The following is a 21798-nucleotide window of genomic DNA, read 5'->3' on the forward strand; positions in this document are numbered from 1 at the left end:
TTACCTCCTAATCAATGAGTAAGCGAGCAATCTGTTTGCATTGGGCGCGGATGGAAAATGGAGAAGCGGCCAGTTGCAGGATCGCAGTCGATGACCGTCCCGGAGAGCTTGTCAATCTCATGTGTTTGATAAAAGAAACGAATCCCACTTATTTCTTGGTCGAGATCATGTTTGTCCGCTTCCGTAATGGCGATGCTATATGTATAGCTGCCACAACCCGTCGTAGTCGGGACGAGTCTGATTCCGAGCTGTTCAGCATCCGATTCCTCCGCGATCATTTGTGCAAGACGTACTGCCGCAGTTGGAGTAATGGTTATCATCGTCCTACCTCCTTGTACCATTTCTATTGTACTACAAATGACCCTTCCAAATCCTGCTTGTTGACCATGTATGAGGCATGTGATAGAGTAAATGTTACTGATTCTGATGTGCAGGAAATGTGGGTAGTCGCTGCCGCAATCGTTTCGACGATTGGCGGTAGAGGAAAGTCCAGGCTCGCCCAGGCTGAGATGCCTGGAGTGTTCGTACCTGGTGCAAGCCAGGGCAGTGAGGTGCTGAGCCTTGCTGACGGCGTGGAAAGGGCTCTCTCTGAGGCCCGAGTACGCTGAAAGTGCCACAGAAACGTAGCTTTTCTGGCGACAGAAAAGATGGAACGCGGTAAACCCTGCGAGCGAGAAACCCAAATTAGGTAGGGGAACCGTCCTGAAGGAATCAAACGGAAAGGACGGATGGTATCTTCGGATGCCATAGATAGATGGCTACCGCTCTTGGTGCGAGGGATTGCCCCGCTTGAAGCACGGGAGAGACAGAACCTGGCTTATAGCATTTCCTGCTGGAATGAAACGTAAAACCACCTGATCTCAGGTGGTTTTTTTACGTTCCGCGAAATATTGTGAACCCGCTACCTATCAATGTTTGAGGAACAGTGGAATGATTTACCGTAAACAAGCTCTGAAACTTTTTCGGAAATCGTGTCGTCTAAAAAGAGCGTTCAGCCGAAGAAAACAGTTCTACTGTGGACTATTCCATCATTTCTTCAAATGGGAGTGTCTGCTGGAGAGAATGAACTGATATCACTGTTATATTGATGGAGGGGTTTATTTTGCAAAAAGAAAAGAATCGAGCAAGCAAGGATCTCAAAAAATTATTGGCGACAGCGGTTCTGGCAGGCTCGCTTGCATTGCCGGGTACCGGATGGGCTGCTACGGCACTGCCATTCTCCGACATCGGGGGAAATGTGAACAAAGACGCGATTCTGAAATTGAATTATGCGGGTGTTCTGAAAGGTTATACCGATGGCACTTTCAAACCGTATAAAGAAGTGACGAGAGCAGAGTTCGCCAAAGTTGCGGTCCTGGCACTTGGGTACACAGATGCGCAAGCAAAGCTTCTGCAAGGAAAGACTGTATTTAAAGATCTGCCAGCAGATCATTGGGCAACAGGATACATTAATCTTGCGGTATCCCAAGGCATCATCAAGGGATATCCAGATGGAACCTTCAAACCGAACAACAACGTAAAAATTGCGGAAGCATTGACTGTTTACGTACAAGGCTTAAAAATTGACGTTCGTCCATCAGCCTCAAGCGAGTGGTACATCCCATACTTGCTGGAAGCGGACAGAGCAGATATTTACGATGCAAAGGAAACGCCGACAGCAGCAGCTCCGCGTGATATCGTCGCGAAGTACACGGATCGTTTTATGGAGACGCCTGTTTACGCAAACGGCGCATACTACGACAAAGATGGCAATGCAAAAGGAACCAATCAGAAGCTGCAAGTAGTGAAGGGCGCAGTCGCTTCTTATGACAAGTCTGGCAAAAAGCTGAAACTAGTCGGACAAAACAAAGAAATCGAATTGGCTGATTCCGCGCAAGTGTACGGCAATCTGGTCGTAGGCGCGCAAGTGGAATACATCACGAAAAACGGCCGAGTGGCTTTCCTCACTGTTGTTACTTCTGACTCCGAAATCGTGGAAGGAATCGTGAAGACTGGCCTTAATTTTACAACGGCTGTAGGCGATGAGAAGAAATTCAAGGCAATCGTCAATGGTAGAGAAGTCGTATTGGAAGTAGAAGATGGCGTGAATGTAAGCCGTTCTCACATCGGTCAAAAGTTTGTGGCAGTCGTTGGAGACAATGGCAAGATCAAGTCCATCACGATCAGCGATAACACGACAAAAGGAATTGTGGAAAAAGTATCTTCCGTGAGCGGTTCCAACTCGAAGAAAGAGCTGAGAGTAGACGGCACGACCTACACGCTGGATTCCAAAGCAACGATCAAAGGTAAGGCACATCCAGAGGCAAAAGCAACAAGTGCTTCGTTCTCTGACATCGAAAAAGATGACTTGGTTGAGCTGACACTCAATGTGGACGGCAAGGTATCTGAGCTTGTTTACACGAAGCTGAGCTACACAGATACGATCACCGTTGATACAGACAAAAATCTGATTCGCGTTGGCGGCGTCAATTACGAGGTGCATGAAGATACAGAGTTGTTCGTAGACGAAGACGAAGTAGATGAGCTGGATGAGTTGACGAGTGGTCAAATTGCAGTGCTTTCGTTTGACAAAAATGGAAATTTGGTAAAAGTAGAGCAGGGCGTAGGGGCAGCTACGAACAAGCTGGTCTCAGACACAACTGCGTATGCACCTGGTAAACTGGCAACAGTGAAAATCGACGGGAAAATCTATGACATCTTGACCAATGCGAAGCTGACTGTCGATGGCAGCTCCGTATCTCCAACAACGATTAAAACCGATCAGTTCAATGACCACCGTATTCTTACGTGGAAATACAACGTCGGCACGAATGACATTGTGGAGCTGGCTTTGGAAAAGCAAACCGTAAAAGGATACGTGACGAAAAAATCCGGTTCCAAAATTACCGTGAACGGGAAAGTGTATGAGCTCTTGTCCGGTGTAACGATTGACAGCGATGCAGCATCCAACGACAAAGAGTACACGCTGACACTCAACAACGCTGGCAAAGTAAAAGCCATTACAGGTGCGCCTAGAAAAGTAAGCGGCGTGGTTGACTCTGTTGAAGTCCGTAACGATGACGGCAAGGTGACCTCCGCAAAGGTAGAGGTTAATGGTAAGACGTACGATGTAACGGATGAGGATGCGATTGAAGACGTCGATCAATTCGAGTACGTAACATTGACCCTTGATCGTGATGGCGATGTCATTGCTGCTTCCGTCAGTGGAAAGCTGGCGAAGGAAAACGTGCGTTTCGTCGGAATTGAATCCCGTGTGAACAAAGACAAATACGTATTCTTCGATGACGTATCGACGAGCTTGAAGATGACAGAAGATGCAAAGATCAAATACTACAACGGTAATGACTTGAAAGAAAGCGATCTTTCCTCCAAGGACAAAGTGGATTTGTGGACAAATGATCAAGGTCATGTCTATGCCATTGTCGTAGCAAAACGATAAGAAAATAGAAAAAGGCGATCTCTTGCTCGATTCGAGAAGGGGTCGCCTTTTCATTTGCTGGCATCGTCTTTCAAACGTATTTCATTGAAAATGGTTTTCAATTAAAAGAAAGTGTGATATATTCATATTGTTTCGTGCAAAACAAAAAGAGGAGTGGTTTCCATGCTTGTCGATTATGAAGTGATTATTGTTGGTGGCGGACCAGTTGGCATGATGGTGGCTGGAGAGCTGGCGTTGGCTAAAGTGAAGGTGTGCGTACTTGAGCGCTTAAAGGAAACGACCCCGTACTCACGAGCGCTCACTGTACATCCGCGCACACTGGAAATCCTGGATATGCGCGGGTTGAAAGCGAAATTACTTGATAGAGGAAAGCCGATTTCGACGGGGCATTTTGCTGCGCTTGATACACGCTTGGATTTTTCGGTCTTGGACTCTTCTTCCAACTACACCCTGATTATTCCTCAACATGACACGGAGAAGGTGCTTGAGGAGTGGGCGAAAAGTCTAGGGGTGGAAATACGCAGAGAAGTGGAGGTAATGGCCGTACACCAAGATCAGCACATGGTTGAGGTTGAGACTTCCGGGCCGAATGGAAAAGCTGTGCTGACGGCACTTTATGTGGTCGGCGCAGATGGCGCTGCCAGCATTGTCCGCAAGCAGGCAGGCATTCCGTTTGTCGGTAAGAATGCGACTTTTACGGCTATGCAAGGGGATGTTGTTTTAAAAAACCCGCCGGAATCAGGAGCTCCTTCCTACTTTAATGAACGAGGATTAGTCATGATTGTACCCTTGCCAAAAGGGATGCATCGGGTGGTGCTGATCGATTCGGAGCGAATGGCTGTGCCAAAGGAAGAACCAGTTACACTGCACGAACTGCGAGCAAGTTTGTTGCGTATTCTTGGAGACGATTTCGGGATTTCCGATCCGTTTTGGATGACTCGTTTTGGCAATGCGACCTTGCAAGCTCAGCGTTATCGAGAAGGACGGATTTTCCTGGCGGGAGATGCAGCGCATATTCATTTTCCAGCCGGAGGACAGGGGATGAACGTTGGCTTGCAAGAGGCAATCAACCTGGGGTGGAAGCTGGCAGGCCATTTAAAAGGCTGGGCACCGGATTGGCTGTTGGACAGCTATCATAAGGAGCGTTTCCCCATCAATACCGCATTGCTAACGAATACACTGGTGCAATCACTGCTGTTCGGTAGTTCGGAATTCTCCCCATCCGTTATCGCTTTGAGGAATATGGTGTCCGACCTGCTGCAAATACCCGAGGCAAATTATCGGCTGGCTACCCAAATTTCTGCGTTCAATGTCCAGTATGAACCGGTTGGGGAGATGTCGCCGCATGTATTGAATGGCCGACGTTTTACAGAGTTGAATCTGCGTCTGGAGAACGGTGAGTGCCAGAATGCATACGAGCTTTTTCATTCTGGTTCCTTCCTCTTGCTGCATTTCGGCTCGGATGAACGATTGGACGATGCACTCGATTGGTCGAAATACAAGCATGTCCATGCAGTTCACGCTTCGCTTGCTAATGGAGCTGCTGACTGGCATGACGTGCATACAGCGTTGATTCGACCGGATGGATATGTCGCATGGGCGGTTTCCCAAGAGGAGTCTAATCCGATAGAAGCTATTCGGAAAGGAATCACCCACTGGTGCGGACATGATTGATTATAAGTACGATTGTTTCGCACAAAACAAAATGAAATTGTTTTTCTCGAAACAATCAGTATATAATGGAGAGGAGATGAGATAGTAATGTAGGAGACTTGATATGCAAAGCACAGAACTTTCCAAGCAGCGGATCATACAGCTTTACATACAGCTAGTCACGCAGCAAGAGCTGCGAGAAAGCAAATTGACTGCCCGAATGGCAGAGGAGATGCAGAAGCTGGAAGCCGAGATGGGGATGAAGCTAAACCTTACCCTATCGGAAATTCATTTCATTGCCTGTATCGGGGATCATGGTCCCATCAATGTCACGACGATTTCGGAAAAAGTCAATTTAACGAAAGGGTCCATAACACGGATCAGCAAAAAGCTATGGAAGCTTGATTTAATTAAAAGGCAACAGCTGGTTGATAATAAGAAGGAAGTGTATTATCGGCTAACCGCAAAGGGACAAAAGCTGTATAAGATTCATCACCAGTTGCATCAGGACATTGAACAGCGATTTAAGAGCTTTCTGGATAAATACACACCGGAGCAATTAGCATTTTCCCGGGAACTGCTGGAGGATTTGCTGGATTGGGATTTCTAAGTACGGAAACAAAGGGGCGCCATCACACTGATGGTGTCCTATGTCTGTGAACAGTACTCTCGATAAGTAAAAAGCCGGATTTACCCCACGGTAATCCGGCTTTTTTGCTTATTTAATCTTAGGGTTGAATTTTGCATTTCTCATAGGAAACCGCTCTTAGTTAGGTATACGTCTGTCTTTCCACTCGTCAACTTCTCTTGGATCGATGCCGAGAACTTCGCAAATATGTAGCGCAATCGTAACAGTGGGATTGGTAATCCCGTATTCAATGTTCTGATAATGTTTCAAGGATACGTTTATGATCCTGCTTACTTTTTCCTGGGATAATTTCTTTTCTATTCGGGCATCTTTTAGTTTCAATTCTTGGAAGCTCTCCTTGAATCATTTACTCATATGTTAACCTGTTAGCGAATTAAAATACACGTATTATACTTACTGTTATTGCCAAGCATTTGCATTTTGATAACCTCTAAAAACAAAGATGAAAGTGGAATGAAAATTCATAGAAGGATGTGAACTCCATGCATGAGTAATATAATTGACGGATCATGAGTAAGTTCAAGGGGAAATTATGGTAAATAGTTACGTGTTTCTTATGTACACTACTAAGGGGGATTTCTTTTAGTATGGAAACAAGAAAAACAACACAAAAATCGATACGTTCTGAAATAGATAAAAATATGAAAGAGAACGGATATACACTTAGTAAACTCAGTGAGTTGAGTGGCGTTAATCCTGGACATTTGAGTGAGATCCTAAATAGCAATCCACCACGTGCCATTACAATTGGTCAGCTTGACACGTTGGCTAAGGTCTTTAAAAAGGCTCCTGGTTGGTTGTACGAGTTATACCCGGAAGAGTGCATAGCCGAGGAAAAAATTTCGCGTCCACGCTTGATCCCTTACTTGGTTCGATGTGCTGAGATCGGGCGTCAGAATTGTATTGATGTGGTTGTCTCAAGATTGCTAGAGAACCCTAAAAACGTTTCCATTCTCTTCACTGTTGCAGAGCAATTATTTCAAACTGGTGGAAAGGTTATGTCAGTCCCTTTTTATCAGCTAGTGATTGAAGCTGAAAAAGATAGTCATTCGGATCACTTTCTGATAAGTCAATATCGGTTATTTCGTGCGTTACAAGGTACAAGTCCAGAAGATAACTGGAAAGCGGTCATAAGGTTTGAACCCTATCGGAACAGATTGTCCGAAAATCACCAATTGGATGCGTTGCTACATCTAGCGAATGCGTGCTACATGTTGCAGAAGTGGAAAGATGTAGAAAAATATGCTGACGAATTACGGACCCTAGCTATTGCAGTCTATCAGGATCAACTACGCAAGAAAGAGAGCGGTAAAACGGTTGAAATGTTACACACGGAACGTCATCTAGTTGTGTACTATGGCCAAAGCTCCTTGTTAAAAGGAGTTGCTCTCACTATGCAAGAACAGTATGAAGAAGCGGAAAAACATGTGATCAAAATATACTGATCTTACTTGGTTTGAACTGTTAGATGAGATAGGGCATAAAGAAGTAAAGAAATTCAATATATGGGGCAGGGCTAATTTATATGGGCTTAACTTAAAGAAGGGAAACGTGAGTATCCTATCAGAGTATGTTGCTTTCTTACAGGAACATCCAAATGAAATTCTCCCTGGGATGTTGACCATCATCGAAGCAGCCAATAAACATAATTTTTGTATAGATGAGCTACTGCATCGTTATTCCGCTAATCTATCCAGCTTTCATGACCATCAGAACCCTATTAATTTGAGTCAGAATTTTCACTTTTGGGATCAAAAGACTGAATATGATTTTAGAAAAGGAAACACGTCTCAAGCGATAGATCAGTTACTGCTGTGCCTGGATTTATCTGACAAAATGACCTATCACCAAGGATTTAAACGTTGTGTCACAAAGTTTTGGAAACACTTGCCACATGCAACAAATGAGCAAAAAGATCGCTATGAAGCCATTTTAGAAGGGAGAGTGTGAATATGAAGAAATTTTTTGTTTTGTTATCCATGGTTTTGAGTTTTGGGGTATTTTCCAGTGTTGGCCAGGCTTCTATAGGAAGCGAAACGCCATCTTTTTCTGCTGGTTCTCCTCCTCCAGTTATGCAATATCATCACGGCGTAGGAGGCTAAATAGGGTTTGATAAAGGGTTCGAAAAAGCATCCCAAACAAAAAAGGGATGCTTTTTTTATTTTCCCATTTTTCTAAGAACAGTGAATTTGGGAAATTACAGTATAGTTATAAATGTATTTATTGTTAAAAAAAGGGAGGTGATAACCATAGGGGCTATTGCATATAAAAAGGGCGTTCCACCCCTTGGCCAGGTTAAAGGAACGCCCGCAGGAGGAGCAGATACAACTCCTATAAGTAAATGTACCACGCTAGCGTTAGATCAGGAAGGAGGAACTTATCAAGATATAGATCATTTGAAAAACATTGTGGAACAATTACGCGAGCAACTGGTGCAATTGTTTTTGGAGAAGAATGATTTGTTGGATGATGCAGTCGTGGAATTAAGTCAGCAATTGGATCAGTACATCCTGGTAATTCAATCAAAAATGATGCAAAAATAAGAAAAAAGTAGATAAGGTTTTATTTGAATTAAGGTTATAGCAACTCAATTTGGAAATATATGTTATAATTCCCTTGAATTTAAAATTTCTAAAAATATACAGGAGGGTAAAATGACTATTAAGAAAATTTCTTTCGCAACTCTCTTACTTAGCAGTTTAGTTGTATCTGGGGCTGGCTCTGCTTTCGCAGTATCTCAAGGTGAGACTATTAAAATAGGTAACCTAAAAATCGTTGAACGTGTATATGAGAACCCAGTAGAGTATGATTTTACAGATGACCTTACAAAGAGTGATTCATCTAAGATTGGTCCCTTTGGCAATGATATGACTGGCAAAGTATATGAAATGTCTAAGAAGGACCTATACAAAGCAAAATCTTATGAAGCTGATATTGAGAACAATAGTAGCGAAAACGATACCTTTTCAAGGAAGGTTACAAAAAAAACATTTCTAACCGGAAAAATAGGCGTGGAAGCCGAGACGAAAGTCAACTGGAGGATAATAGAGGGAAAAGTGGGGATTAATGCAGAAGTCTCCTTTGGAGATGAAGACATTGTAGAAACAACCCACAGTTGGGTCATACCAAAGCGTACGATTACAACCGTTGAATACGGATCAAAAGCCGTAAAAACAACTGGAAGCTTAAACGAATATTTTCAAGGCAGAGTAGTAGATTCTAACTACGTTAACGTCAAATACTCGTACAAAGAGTATTCTAGTAAAAAATCAAAAGATCTATGATCCGACCTCTCCATATACTTCTCCTTCTGTTCATAGTTCTTCTTAGTGGCTGTAGCGAGGCAGTAACAGTCCCTAAAGAGAAGTCATATGTAACTGTCTACGATTATTTCGAAGAAATTACAGGGGAGAATCTAAAAACATCCGTGCTTCAAATAACAAAAAACGGTAATTCGGCAGAACTCACGTTACGAATCTTAATTTCGGACGATTTAAGAGAAAAAATGATGCATACTGAAAAACCCATTTACTTTCCGTTTGCAGATATGCCAGGCAACGAGACCATTAAAAATTTGCTTGCTGAGACTCCTTCACATGTTCAAATTGAGTTCAACAGTAAAGAGAATCGGTATACGATTTCGCAACAGCTAAAGCTAAAAGAAAATTTGACGGAAGATGATGAAAAGGCGCTATTGTCTCCTGCTAATTACCGATTTCAGGTCAGCAACGAAGAAAAGCTCTCCGTAGCTAGTTTTATGGGTTTAGAATATTCGCTACTTCCTGAAGATAATCAGAAGTAGCAAATCGCTTGTTACGAATTGTACCTCTTGTGGCAAACGTGGCCACAGCCTACATGGTATCTTTTGGGGGTACCGCCAACAAAATGTGACTTGGATGTAATAAAAAACTCGTATTCCTGTACGCTAAGGAACACGAGTTTTTCATATTGCCGGTACCCTTTATTTTTCGAGTCTAATACATTATTTTCAGTGAACACCTAGGCTTACTAGCAACTTCTTGTTGTATCCCTCAGCGTGTTATAACGTAAAGAGTGCGCCTACAAAGAGGTTTAAATGATTCTCATTTTAAAGATTCTGACCACTTTAAGCCTAACTGAAATGCTGATGTGGAATAGTTTACCTAATCATGTGATCATAAAGACATGTCAATTAAGTTGAAACGGAGTTTACAGTTTAGCGTGGTTATTTATTTGCTTGGGCGCTTGGACTATAGTGCTACAAAGTATGACAGAATCTAAAGTGGCATCAAAGTCATCGGAAAAAATAGTCATCATCAACAGAAAACGATTGTCGTTAATAACCATATTACTACTAATGGAGGGGTGACAAATGATTTGTTTCGGAAATAACAAATTCAAAACTCCTTTTACTGTCATTAGGATCTATTAACTTAGCGCCACTCTGCGCCTTAACCGGCGTAGGGTGGTTCTTTTTGAGCAAAATGAACACTACCCAGTGCCGAATAAATTGGGCGGAAGGTACTGAATGAACTTAACCCTAATTATCCCCGTATGATGTTCCTTTAATATGCCTGTACGCACAAAAATGTTTGAATTTAACCCATTAGCGTTACATATTACAGCTTCGAACAAAGGGAGCTTTGACAATGGCAAAGATTCGGCTGAATATCATTTCAAAAAAACGGCCCATCATCGCTACAAAAAGAATGGGAAATGTATTGATATTGCCAATGACGGTACAATTGTTTTATTCGATCTGGTGAAAAGAATGGACGCGAATTCAAAGACGATGCACGTTTGGCGAAATCTAAAATTTTGAAAGAAACCGTGCTTTTCGAATTATATTTGGCAGACAAAGATCTCGATTGATCGAGTGGATATTGTGACGGAAGAATATGATTTGATTGTGCAGCATTCCAGGCTGTATGGCAAAGAACAAAAAACAGTGATTTGGCAGCGATATTTGACGCTGATGGCATAACAGCCAACTGCCATTAAATAAGTTTTGGAGGTAGAATCAAAATGAAGATCATAAAAATTAACGGTGAGGAATTTACTTCTAGGGATAATTTACACAGCATTCTGAGAAGCAAACTAGTAGAACCTGAACATTATGACCATACGTATTGGGGAAATAATCTCGATTCGTTATGGGAATGTTTAACTGCGTGGATTGAATTACCTCTAACGATTGAATGGTTGAATTATGAAAAAAGTGTTGAATATTTAGGTGATTATGCAGAGAAATTACTCCAAGTCTTTACTGATGCAGAGAAAAATGAAAGAGGATTTAAAGTGATAGTAAAATGAAAACTGGTTTGAGTGATTTTAAGTATATAGAAAGCACCAGAGTAGCCCTTCCAATGTAATCTTAAAAAAGCTATTCATTCTTTCCAAAAAGATGTAATCGATCTTAACTAATATGACCCAACTCACTTTCAATATATTGATCCAAACACAGGGAGAACTAGATCAGACCAACATTTCTACTTCAACGATTAGGAGGATAGCATGGAACTTAACTTTATAAAATCAATTGGAATGTTAAAACATAATGTGTCAACTGAGGAAGTTGCTCAAATTCTTAGTTTTCTAATAGAAAACGATTCCTTGCTGTTATTCTCTTTCTATGAGAGAAATCTTCATTTATTCGAGTCGAAGATTCAAGATTTCATCAATGAAAGACGTCTATTTACTAATTCCGAATGGGTATTGCCGTGGGAAGAGACAATTCCTCACTGGGACAAACCAAATAATACTCCACCAAATATTATTTGGTTCTCAGTAAAGACAACGGACGAGATTATAAAAGCGATTGATATCGACAGTTTGTTTCGATGTGTTGTTGTGAAGGATGGCGACGACTTTTCGAAATACTCGAATGTGATATTCCAACAAGAATATTATGCAACTTTTGACGAAGAAAATTTTGAGCATTATATTGGGTTTACGAACAAGGTTGAATTTCTTAACGCCACATGGTCAGAATTAAAGAACCGATTTCATGTAAACTTAGTTGAATAGAGTAGGAGGACCTTGTTGGATAAATTCTAACAAGGTTCTCGAGTCTGTACTCGCCCCGTCCATTTTCGTAGGACATCTATCGTTACGAGATATAACATTTTAAGCAGGGCATTGTCGATGGGGAAACGGCTTTCCCCTCGTTACTTTTCGAAGTTGTCGATGGTAGCCGTAGGCTTGACTAATTTCTTGTCACCAGTAGCACTTGATTTAGGGGGACATGTTAGGAACGGGATAGCGATTGCCGTAACTATTTGGAGCCTTTCTCTGCAATTGGCCACGATTTAAAATTCATTAACTCCTCATTCACGCAGGGGTAGTGCCTTCTTTTTTCAATCGATTATAATAGCGTATAAAAGCCATTTATGGTTAGGAGAAAGAGGGAACCTCCATGACTTATACGACACAGGAAAACGGTGTTTTTCCAGCAGTCTGTTCACTTGATTGCCCGGACCAATGTGGATTGCTCCTTCATAAAAAAGAGGGGAAAATCGTCAAAATCGAAGGGGACCCGAACCATCCGGTGACGAAGGGGAATATTTGCAACAAAGTCCGCAACATGACAGAGCGCATTTACGATCCCAAGCGACTCACGCATCCATTGAAGCGTGTTGGCAAAAAAGGGAGCGGGGAGTTTGTTCGAATCAGTTGGGAGGAAGCGGTCACTACTATAGCCGAACGCTGGCGTGCCTTGATCGACTCAGACGGTCCCGAGAGCGTTTTGCCTTACAGCTTTTACGGGAACATGGGGCGAATTAGTGTAGAAGGAATGGATCGCCGTTTTTTCCATCGTATGGGGGCCAGTCAACTTGACCGTACGATATGCAACAGTGCAGGGGCTGTAGGGTACAGCTACACGATGGGCGGAGCTTTTGGAACAGATCCGGAAGACACCGTTCATTCCAAGCTGTTCATCATGTGGGGGATCAATACGGTCAGCACCAACATGCATCAAGTGGTATTTGCAGAACAGGCTCGAAAAAATGGGGCGAAGATCGTCGTGATCGATGTCCATAAAAATCAGACGGGTCGATGGGCTGATTGGTTTATCCCGATTTTACCCGGAACAGACACAGCTTTGGCTTTGGGTATTATGCATGTGCTTTTTGCAGAAAACTTGGTGGATTCAGCCTTTATGGAAAAGTATACGGTAGGACATGAAGAGCTCAGGGAGCATGTTCGTACCTACGATCCTGCTACCGTATCAGCCATAACGGGTGTCCCTGTCGACGATATTTACAAATTGGCGAGAATGTATGGTACCACTTCCCCGTCCTTTATTCGCATTGGAAACGGCATTCAGCATCACGACAATGGTGGCATGTGTGTAAGGACAATTGCTTGTCTTCCGGCCCTGACAGGGCAGTGGCTCGTCAAAGGTGGTGGGGCCAATAAAGGAAATAAGGGTTTCTTGGAGCACAACAAGCTTGCCGTGCAGCGACCAGACTTGCTGGCCAATAAACAGACGAGAGTCATTAATATGAATGAGCTTGGAAAAGCGTTGCTCGATACAGAGCCGCCGGTGAAATCGCTCTTCGTCTATACGAGCAACCCAGCCATTGTTGCACCGGATGGAAACAAAGTGCGGCAAGGCTTGGCGAGAGAGGATTTGTTCACCGTTGTGCATGATTTGTTTTTGACGGAGACGGCTCTTTATGCCGATATCGTTTTGCCAGCGACGTCTTCTTATGAAAATACGGATTTTTACACGTCGTATTGGCATCATTACATTCAGCTTCAGCAACCGGTGATCGCCCCATTTGGAGAGAGCAAGTCCAACACGGATGTTTTCCGCTTGCTGGCTGCCGCCATGGGGTATGACGAACCTGTTTTTCAAGACAGTGATGCAGAGATGGTCAGACAGGCGTTGGAGGGGCACGGCAATCCTCATTTGGAAGGAATCACGTATGAAACTTTGGTCGAAAAACAATATGCCAAAGCAAATTTGGAACCTTTCTTTTTGGAACATCTCCCCACCCCAAGTGGCAAAATTGAGCTTTACTCGCAGGCAATGGCAAAACGAGGGCTGCCCCCATTACCGACGTACACGCCATTGGTGAATGATGGGGATTTCCCGTATTTATTTGTGCCGGGGCCGAATCACAACTATTTGAACTCCACGTTCTCGAATAATGAGAAGCATAAGAAAATGGAGAAAATACCACGTTTGCATATGAATGTGGCAGATGCGTCTGCATCAGGCATAAGTGACGGAGATACGGTCCGCATATGGAATGAGCGGGGAGAATGCGAGCTGGTTGTATCGATAGGAGAAAATGTTTTACCGGGAGTGGTGGTTAGTCAAGGCTTGTGGGCTGATGCTCCTCACTCAAAGCATTATGTAAATGCGCTGACCCCGGATCGCATCGCGGACATGGGGGGAGGAGCTACCTTTTTTTCCGGGCGTGTCGATGTGGAGAAGGTCATACGATAAAAATCAGCGAGTGTCTCGATTGTAGCCGGACACTCGCTGGTTACTTTTATTACCCGAAAGGATAGCAAGGGTTATAGTGAGGAAGTTGTCCAATGAACATAGTTGCTTTAAACCAATTCATCTTAATTATTTTTGAGCTTTACACAAAAACAGCATGTCTTTAATGATGTCTACGACAACATTTGGCTGATCAATATGAATGGCATGTCCAGCATTTTCAACGATGATATGCTTGCTGCGGGTTGATAATTTCGTAAGCTCTTTATGTAAGTGGACCCAAGCAGCCATAGATTCGGGAGTATGATGAGGTTGTAATGTACCCGATACGACAATGAGTGGCTTGTTGCCAAGTGATTTAGAATTTCGAGCTTGTTCAAAGCTTTCTTCTATCTCTTGAATAGAACCTTCAAGAACAAACTGACTATAGTACGCTGCTTGAACTTCTTCAGAGAACAAAGGAACCATGACTTTATTTTGATCTTCATGACATGGATCTAATAAAATCACTCCGGCAACCTCTTCTGTGAATGTACTTGCATATAGGCGAACATTCAATCCCCCAAAAGAGTGACCGACCAAAACGTAAGGGGGAGACACGTTTGCTTTCTGAAGCAAGCTTCTAAGATTCTCAATGATTTGCTGACTATGACGAGGTCTTTTATCATTTTCACTTTCCCCTATACCTGCTCGGTCATAAATGAATATCCTAGTATGCTTTGAAATGTCACCACCAATCGAACTCCAGTAGTTCAATGTACACCCATAACCAGAATCAAAAACCACCGTCGGAAAATCACTTATTTCACCAAAATATTTGAAACATAGTCTAACTCCACCGATGTCGAGCTTTTGACTCGGTTCATTTATTCCAATGTCACTCATTTTATCTCCTCCAAATATTTTTTTATTTGGTTCATTTCCACAAACCATGCAATCATCCTTTTTTTGCAAGAGAACTTTAGCTATACCCTTTGCATACAAAAAAGTGTCCCTACTGCACATGGCAGAGAGACACATTTTTATGTCACTTACAAAACAAAGCTGACGATGACACCGGACAAAAGACTAACCAGCGTGGCACCGAACAACAGCTTCAACCCAAAGCGAGCAACCACATTGGATTGTTTCTCATTCAGCCCTTTCACCGCACCAGCAATAATGCCGATAGAGGAGAAGTTCGCGAACGAAACGAGGAAGACGGAGAGAATTCCTACTGTACGTGGGCTCAGTTCAGATACGACTTTTCCCAGCTCGATCATCGCTACAAACTCGTTCGTTACGAGCTTCGTCGCCATGATACTACCAGCCGTCATCGCTTCCCCGAAAGGAATGCCCATCAGGACGGCAAAAGGAGCGAAGACGAATCCGAGCATTTCTTGGAACGTCCAGCCGAAAATCATGCCGAACAAGCTATTCACAGCGGCGATCAAAGCAACAAAACCGAGCAGCATGGCTCCCACGACTACCGCTACCTTGAATCCGTCCATGATGTACTCGACGAGCATTTCGAAAAAGGACTGCTTTTCATTACTTTGAATCTCCAGTAAATCTTCTTCTTCGTTCACTGTATAAGGGTTGATAATCGAAGCGATAATAAAGCCGCCAAACAGATTCAAGAACAGGGCCGTGACAACGTATTTTGGCTCAATCATCGTCATGTACGCACCGACAATCGACATCGAAACGGTTGACATGGCTGACGCGCACAGCGTATACAGACGGTGCTCCGGCAAGGAACCGAGCTGTTTTTTCACCGTGATGAATACTTCATTTTGGCCGACAATAGCAGAAGCAACAGCGTTGTAAGACTCCAGCTTACCCATGCCGTTAATTTTGCTCAGAACAAAGCCAATTGCTTTCATGATCATCGGCAAAATCTTGAAGTGACGCAAAATACCGATGAGGACGGAAATGAAGACGATTGGGAGCAAAACACCAAGGAAAAAGGACATTTGTCCGTCGTTTGCCAGATTGCCAAATACGAAATTGATTCCTTCCGCAGCAAAAGCAAGAAGCTTTTCAAACGATTTGGAAATGGCTGAAACGAATATAAACCCAAACTTGGTATGCAGAAGAAGAAAGGCGAGCAAAAATTGCAGAGCAATCATGACGATGATCGGTCTGTATTTGACCTGTTTTCGACTATTGCTCCCTAACAATGCTAACCCGATCACGATGAGTATGCCAGCGATGGGAATGATAAAATTCATTACAACCTCCAAAAAATTAAATAGTACTAAACTTAAAAGGCAAAAAAACGCACTTCCCGACAAGAGAAGTGAAAGCGGTTTATATTCTATCATCCTGATAATATGATTGCAATTTATATGTATGTTCAGAATTGTTGTCCGTTTGCGTTTGGAGCGCTGAAATCGGGCGTACTAGCATAAGCCCACCACCATACGGTTTATGGAGGAGGTGAAATCCCTTGGATGAGTTGCAGAGGCTCAAGCAGTTTATCACTTCAGCAGAGCATGTCTGGACTCAGATCGCGAATTCGCCGAGAGGAAAGCCTGTTTATACCGTAAACGGTGTGGATTACACGCCATTGCCCGAAAAATACAACACCAAACGAAAAATCTCCCGTATTTTCCGCCGGTATTGGGGGAAGCAATTGACGGAAGTGATGATTCGGAATCTCCATTTGCGGATGCTGAAAGGTAAGCTCTGTGTTCCTTACCGTGACATCCCGCCTTTTCCAGCAACCGTGCTGTCGTTGCAGATAAAAGTGAATCTGCCGGATCATCGGACCGTGGCTGCGATCCTGAGCGGGGGAGGGAAAAAAACAAGAGTGGACTACCGTTTGATCCGAGTCGGCGCAACCAAAACGTTCACGATCATGAAACGCTCAGGCGAGCAGTTTGATCTGAGATATCAATCTCTGGCTACCATACCCCTCAACCCGAAGGCACAACCCGTACGTAGAACCAAGCAACGGGGACGAACCAAAAAGTAACGAAAAGCTCCTCAATTCCCCCGAAACATAAGGGGCGAGGAGCTTTTGTTATACCGTTACGTACGAATGGAAACACGGTACTCCCGCAGCCAATAATTCAGCTGACCGAGATAGGCGAACAACTGAGGTGTACTCATGAGCTGACCGAAAAACGGAATGCTCGAAGCTTGTGCATCTGACTCGGCAATTTTTCGAATCGTTGGAACATCTACCAGTTGAAGCAGTGGAGAGGAAGAGTCGTTTATGATATCCAGCAGCCAAGAGCGAACGGCTTCCGTATAGGCTGGATTGTGTGTTTTTGGGTACGGGCTTTTCTTGCGGTACAAAACCTCATCAGGCAAGATTCCTTCCATGGCTTTTCGCAAAATTCCTTTTTCCCGATGCCCGTGCGTCTTCATATCCCATGGGATGTTCCAAACGTATTCCACGATACGGTGGTCACAGAACGGGACACGCGCTTCCAGACTGGCCGCCATACTCATTCGGTCTTTGCGATCCAATAATGTGTTCATGAACCACGTTATATTCAAATAAAACATTTCCCGTCGGCGAGCTTCAATCGGATCTTCCCCTGGAAGATGTGGGACTTCATTGAGAGATTCCTCATATCGCATGGCAACGTATTCCTCTGGTTTGACCCAATCACGAAGATCAGGGGATAGCCAGGAGGCACGTTCTTTTGTCGCTCTCGACCAAGGAAAGGTTCCGGCATTTAACAGCTCCTCACGATGAAACCACGGATACCCGCCAAATACTTCATCTGCACATTCTCCAGAGAGGACGACGGTTGTCTCTTTTTTTATTTCGCGGCAAAACAGGTAAAGGGACGCATCTACATCAGCCATCCCCGGCAAGTCGCGGGCGAGTGTCGCTGTTTTCAAGGATTCGATCAAATCTTCAGTGTCGAACTCAATCGTGTGGTGCTCGGTTCCGAGAAACTTTGTAACGAGTTGTACAAAAGGTTCATCCTCATTCGGTTGAAAAGCACTCGCCTTGAAATGTTTTCGGTTGTCGACGTAATCGATGGAGTAGCTGTGCAGGGTGCCGCGGCCTGTTTTTTGAAAATGATTTGCCGCAACGGCTGTAATAATGCTCGAGTCCAACCCGCCTGACAAGAGGGTCGAAACGGGCACATCCGCAACCAATTGGCGTTCAATCGAATCCGTGACTAACTCCCTGACACGTTCCGCTGTTGTCTCCAGGTCATCTGTATGTGGGTGGCTTTCGAGCTGCCAGTAGCGTTTTTGCTTGACGCCATCCCGCGTCACTAACAGATAAGCGCCGGGCCGAACCTCGTGTACGTTGTGAAAAACACCATGGCCAGGCGTACGGGCGGGACTGATTCCGAAAACCTCCGCCAAGCCTTCACGAGAGAGCTCTGGTTTGACTTCGGGGTGAGCGAGCAAGGCTTTCAGCTCGGAGGCAAGCAGAAATGAACTGCCTCTTTGCGCATAAAACAGCGGCTTAACCCCCATACGGTCACGGCCGACAAACAATCTTTGTTTGCGTTCGTCCCAGATCGCAAAAGCAAAGATGCCGTTTAGCTTTGACAGACATTCTGGGCCCCACTCCAAATACGTGTGCAAAAGCACCTCCGTGTCCGAGTGAGATTGAAAAGTATGTCCGCAAGCAAGCAGCTCTGCTCGCAAATCCTCGGTATTATACAATTCACCATTGTAAATCATGGTGCAGGCATGTTCGTTTTTGAGAGCCGACATGGGCTGCTGTCCGCCAGCAGGGTCTACGACCACAAGGCGACGATGACCGAGGGCCGCGCGAGGAGTCAGCCAAAAGCCTTCTGCATCAGGGCCTCGATCCTTGAGGCATTGGGTCATTTTTTGCAGCACATTACGTTCACCAGATAAGTCCTTTTCCCAATCAATCCATCCTACAATTCCACACATGGCATGATCACCCTTCTCCTGAAGCATTGCACACACAGCGTATGCAATTAGCCCAACGAGGTTGTCTGTCCAGCAGGGAATTGCGGGTAATATGCGGAATTTATAGAAGATTTAAACTGAGGGAGGCTATGGTGGACAATCTCACGTTATTGCTCATTGAAAGAATGGGCATTCTTTTGACGCTGGCATTTATTTTGACAAGGACACCGTTGTTTCGCCAGCTTTTAGACCGCGAACTGCACGTAGGGACGTCAATTGCATTTTCCGTGATGTTCGGGTTGTTTGGGATTGCAGGTACATATGCAGGAGTGGTCGTGCAAGGGGAGAGCTATCTCCCTGCGTTTTGGATATTTCGTTTGTCCCATGATGAAATAATTGCCAATTCTACTTTGGTAGGGGTTGTTATTGGAGGTTTGCTTGGGGGACCTCTCGTTGGCCTGGGGGCAGGTGTCATTGCTGGGCTTCATGTCTTTCAATTGGGAGGATTCGCCGCAGCACCGATGGGCTTGTCGATCCCGATCACGGGGTTGCTGGCCGGATACGTAGCGCGTTTTTTCTCACAGGAGCGGGTTATTTCTCCGTCCAAAGCCATGTTCATTGGCATGTTCGCACCCATTATTCAGATGTCGCTTTTATTGATCATGGCAGCTCCGCCTGAGCTGGCGCGAACTATGGTCAACGTAATTGGGATTCCGATGGTGCTCACGAACAGTGTTTCGATTGCGATTTTTACGACGATGATACGGGTTGCCTTGCAAGAGGCAGAACGTTCGGCAGCCATTGAGGCAGAGCGTTCCTTTACGATAGCGGAAAGAATATTGCCACATCTGAAAAGGGGGCTTACACCGCAAACGGCTCAGTCAGCAGCCCTCGTCTTACAAAAAGAAACGAAAGCAGCGGCCGTTGCGGTAACCGATCGAGAACGGCTTCTAGCACATGTAGGAGTGGGGGCAGATCATCATCATCCCGGAGAAGCGCTCCATAGTGAGCTCGATAAGCTGGCGCTGTATAGCGGTGGAATCGACAAGGGATTGTCGCGTGAGAGTGTCGGGTGCAAGCGGAAAAATTGTAGCCTGCATGCCGCGATTCTCGTGCCGATTAAAGAGGGGGACAGCGTCGTTGGTTTGATCAAACTCTATTATCGGAGGCCGCAACAAATAGGAAGGGTCCAGGAAGCATTGGCAAAAGGGCTTGGCAACCTGATTTCCAATCAATTGACCCTATCTCTCACGGAGCAAATGAAAGGTTTGATGAAGGATGCAGAGTTGCGGATGCTACAGGCACAGATTCATCCTCACTTTTTGTTTAACACATTAAATTCAATTGTGACCTTGATACGAATTGATCCGCAGCTGGCCCGGCATATGACCATTCAGCTTGGCGTGTTCATGCGTTTTAACCTGAAGCTAACAGCGAGTCCGCTTGTCACCGTGAGACAGGAGTTGGATCACCTGCATGCTTATTTGGAAATTATCAAAATCAGATTTTCCGAGCAATTCGCCGTTCGCACTATCATTGATGCGGGGGTAGAGGAAGCTCTTATTCCCCCTGGCACGTTGCAGCCGTTATTTGAGAACTGCATTCAGCATGGTGTTCGCGATATCACGAACGGCGGTGAGATCATTCTCCATGTGAAACGGGAGGATGTGCATGTTGTTTTTCAAATCGAAGATAATGGACAAGGCTTTCCCGACAACTTGCTGCCAGTTCTGGGAAAGGTGCCGATGGAGAGTAAGGAGGGCAACGGAATTGGCATCCATAATGTCAACCAACGTCTGATCAGCTTGTGCGGACAAGATGCCCAACTTCATTTTGCCAATAAACCAGAAGGCGGCAGTACGATTACCTTTACGATTCCGATTACAAAAGAGGTGAGTGCCTGATGCCAATACGCGTCATGATTGCAGAAGACGAGCGACTAGCACGCGAAGAACTGAGCTATTTACTGCTACAGGAAGGAGACGTAGAACTGCTGCCCTATGCTACTAACGGGCGAGAGCTTTTGGAATTGGTCGATGTGCACGAGCCGGATGTCGTCTTCCTCGATATGAAAATGCCTGAGCTGGAAGGAGCACAGGCAGCGAGAATGCTCGCTTCACGCAAGCAGCATCCCCTTATCGTTTTTTGTACCGCGTATGAGGAATTTGCCATCGATGCATTTAAGCTGTACGCCGTCGACTATTTGTTGAAGCCTACGGAGCCCAAGCGGTTGGTAGAAACGATGCAACGAATACGGGAGCGTCTGGTCAAGCCAAAAGTAGAGCCAGTCCAGACCAAACGAACCAAGCTGTTGGTAGAAGACAACAGCAGATTAGTGGTTATTGATCCAGCGACGATTGTCTACGCAGTGCGGGAGGAGCGATATGTGCAAATCGTCACCCAAACGGCTACCTACTCGACGAGAATGACCCTGACACAACTGGCGGATAAGCTTTTCGCATACGACTTTTTCCGTACCCACAAAAGCTATTTGGTCAATCTTCAATACATAAGCGAGCTCGAACCCTGGTTCAACGGTGCCTACAACCTGATTTTGAAGGGAGAAGGTAGACCACGTATACCCGTGTCCCGGACCTCCGCCAAGGATTTGCTCAAACGGCTCGAGGAGTAAGCCTGGTGATCCATTGGTTTGCAGATCGTGGTTGAAAATCTGCCACTGACACACGCTCCCCGACATCTTGCGCAGAAAAATACACGGTTAGAAAAGGATTCTCTACAATGTAGGAAGCGCTTACATTTTTGTAGATGAGGGGGAGGTTC

At 44.7% G+C, this 21798-nt stretch carries 20 protein-coding genes, 1 other RNA gene and 1 pseudogene; 16 read left to right on the forward strand and 6 right to left on the reverse strand.

From position 1 onward, the window contains the following. Positions 1–11: 11 nt before the first annotated feature. Positions 12–320, reverse strand: coding sequence for an iron-sulfur cluster biosynthesis family protein (locus M3630_RS07490; RefSeq protein ID WP_106782299.1), 309 nt, complete (start codon positions 318–320; stop codon positions 12–14). Positions 321–435: 115 nt separating this feature from the next. Here M3630_RS07490 and rnpB point away from each other — a divergent pair. From rnpB to M3630_RS07510, 4 genes are all read left to right on the forward strand, one after another. Next, positions 436–825: RNase P RNA component class B (gene rnpB / locus M3630_RS07495), an RNA gene on the forward strand. 277 nt (positions 826–1102) lie between these two features. After that, on the forward strand, positions 1103–3439 hold the full coding sequence (locus tag M3630_RS07500; protein ID WP_251251722.1) for an S-layer homology domain-containing protein: 2337 nt from the start codon (positions 1103–1105) through the stop codon (positions 3437–3439). 162 nt (positions 3440–3601) lie between these two features. Next, positions 3602–5113: a monooxygenase gene (locus M3630_RS07505; protein WP_251251723.1), complete on the forward strand. Its 1512-nt coding sequence runs from the start codon at positions 3602–3604 to the stop codon at positions 5111–5113. Positions 5114–5216: 103 nt separating this feature from the next. Then, the gene (locus M3630_RS07510; protein ID WP_221867209.1) at positions 5217–5702 is read left to right on the forward strand and encodes a MarR family transcriptional regulator; all 486 of its coding nucleotides are present in this window, start codon (positions 5217–5219) and stop codon (positions 5700–5702) included. A 156-nt stretch (positions 5703–5858) separates the two neighbouring features. On the opposite strand, the gene M3630_RS07515 is transcribed toward M3630_RS07510, so the two are convergent. Next, the gene (locus M3630_RS07515) at positions 5859–6062 is read right to left on the reverse strand and encodes a helix-turn-helix domain-containing protein (protein ID WP_251251724.1); all 204 of its coding nucleotides are present in this window, start codon (positions 6060–6062) and stop codon (positions 5859–5861) included. Between the two features lie 266 nt (positions 6063–6328). Between M3630_RS07515 and M3630_RS31135 the strand changes: the two genes are divergently transcribed. The 8 genes from M3630_RS31135 (at position 6329) to M3630_RS07550 (ending at position 11747) form a co-directional block, all read left to right on the forward strand. Further along, positions 6329–7186 carry a helix-turn-helix domain-containing protein gene (locus M3630_RS31135; protein WP_353057221.1) on the forward strand — a complete coding sequence of 286 codons (858 nt, stop codon included), beginning with the start codon at positions 6329–6331 and terminating at the stop codon, positions 7184–7186. A 106-nt stretch (positions 7187–7292) separates the two neighbouring features. Next, complete coding sequence (locus M3630_RS31140) at positions 7293–7691, forward strand: hypothetical protein (RefSeq protein ID WP_353057222.1); 399 nt, start codon at positions 7293–7295, stop codon at positions 7689–7691. A gap of 2 nt (positions 7692–7693) precedes the next feature. After that, the gene (locus M3630_RS07525) at positions 7694–7843 is read left to right on the forward strand and encodes a hypothetical protein (protein WP_251251725.1); all 150 of its coding nucleotides are present in this window, start codon (positions 7694–7696) and stop codon (positions 7841–7843) included. 294 nt (positions 7844–8137) lie between these two features. Beyond that, entirely contained in the window at positions 8138–8284 is a 147-nt protein-coding gene (locus M3630_RS07530) for an aspartyl-phosphate phosphatase Spo0E family protein (protein WP_229088030.1), read from the forward strand. A gap of 111 nt (positions 8285–8395) precedes the next feature. Continuing rightward, positions 8396–9025: a hypothetical protein gene (locus M3630_RS07535; RefSeq protein ID WP_251251726.1), complete on the forward strand. Its 630-nt coding sequence runs from the start codon at positions 8396–8398 to the stop codon at positions 9023–9025. 143 nt (positions 9026–9168) lie between these two features. Next, on the forward strand, positions 9169–9543 hold the full coding sequence (locus tag M3630_RS07540; protein ID WP_251251727.1) for a hypothetical protein: 375 nt from the start codon (positions 9169–9171) through the stop codon (positions 9541–9543). Between the two features lie 1202 nt (positions 9544–10745). Then, positions 10746–11033 (forward strand): barstar family protein, encoded by a 288-nt coding sequence (locus tag M3630_RS07545; RefSeq protein ID WP_251251728.1) that lies wholly within the window; start codon positions 10746–10748, stop codon positions 11031–11033. 201 nt (positions 11034–11234) lie between these two features. Next, on the forward strand, positions 11235–11747 hold the full coding sequence (locus tag M3630_RS07550) for a hypothetical protein (RefSeq protein WP_251251729.1): 513 nt from the start codon (positions 11235–11237) through the stop codon (positions 11745–11747). 26 nt (positions 11748–11773) lie between these two features. Here the strand turns inward: M3630_RS07550 and M3630_RS07555 are convergent. Continuing rightward, a pseudogene (locus tag M3630_RS07555) lies at positions 11774–11915 on the reverse strand (IS256 family transposase); the annotation flags it as partial. Positions 11916–12135: 220 nt separating this feature from the next. Between M3630_RS07555 and M3630_RS07560 the strand changes: the two are divergent. After that, positions 12136–14178 (forward strand): molybdopterin-containing oxidoreductase family protein, encoded by a 2043-nt coding sequence (locus tag M3630_RS07560; RefSeq protein ID WP_251251730.1) that lies wholly within the window; start codon positions 12136–12138, stop codon positions 14176–14178. Positions 14179–14304: 126 nt separating this feature from the next. On the opposite strand, the gene M3630_RS07565 is transcribed toward M3630_RS07560, so the two are convergent. Together M3630_RS07565 and M3630_RS07570 are read right to left on the reverse strand one after the other, a co-directional pair. Further along, complete coding sequence (locus M3630_RS07565; RefSeq protein ID WP_251251731.1) at positions 14305–15060, reverse strand: alpha/beta fold hydrolase; 756 nt, start codon at positions 15058–15060, stop codon at positions 14305–14307. 146 nt (positions 15061–15206) lie between these two features. After that, on the reverse strand, positions 15207–16388 hold the full coding sequence (locus M3630_RS07570) for a NupC/NupG family nucleoside CNT transporter (protein ID WP_232773112.1): 1182 nt from the start codon (positions 16386–16388) through the stop codon (positions 15207–15209). Between the two features lie 218 nt (positions 16389–16606). Here M3630_RS07570 and M3630_RS07575 point away from each other — a divergent pair, with 218 nt between their 5' ends. Continuing rightward, positions 16607–17134 carry a hypothetical protein gene (locus M3630_RS07575; RefSeq protein ID WP_173609731.1) on the forward strand — a complete coding sequence of 176 codons (528 nt, stop codon included), beginning with the start codon at positions 16607–16609 and terminating at the stop codon, positions 17132–17134. Positions 17135–17190: 56 nt separating this feature from the next. Here M3630_RS07575 and asnB read toward each other — a convergent pair whose 3' ends face one another. Then, positions 17191–19038 carry an asparagine synthase (glutamine-hydrolyzing) gene (asnB, locus tag M3630_RS07580; protein WP_251251732.1) on the reverse strand — a complete coding sequence of 616 codons (1848 nt, stop codon included), beginning with the start codon at positions 19036–19038 and terminating at the stop codon, positions 17191–17193. Positions 19039–19169: 131 nt separating this feature from the next. Here asnB and M3630_RS07585 point away from each other — a divergent pair, with 131 nt between their 5' ends. Together M3630_RS07585 and M3630_RS07590 are read left to right on the forward strand one after the other, a co-directional pair. Continuing rightward, positions 19170–20921, forward strand: coding sequence for a LytS/YhcK type 5TM receptor domain-containing protein (locus M3630_RS07585; protein ID WP_251251953.1), 1752 nt, complete (start codon positions 19170–19172; stop codon positions 20919–20921). Beyond that, positions 20921–21649, forward strand: a complete 729-nt coding sequence (locus M3630_RS07590) for a LytR/AlgR family response regulator transcription factor (RefSeq protein ID WP_173609728.1) — start codon at positions 20921–20923, stop codon at positions 21647–21649. Before M3630_RS07585 ends, M3630_RS07590 begins: the two co-directional genes overlap by 1 nt. Positions 21650–21798 lie beyond the last annotated feature (149 nt).

Origin of the sequence: Brevibacillus sp. MER 51, assembly GCF_023714195.1 — a bacterium.
Lineage (GTDB): Bacteria > Bacillota > Bacilli > Brevibacillales > Brevibacillaceae > Brevibacillus.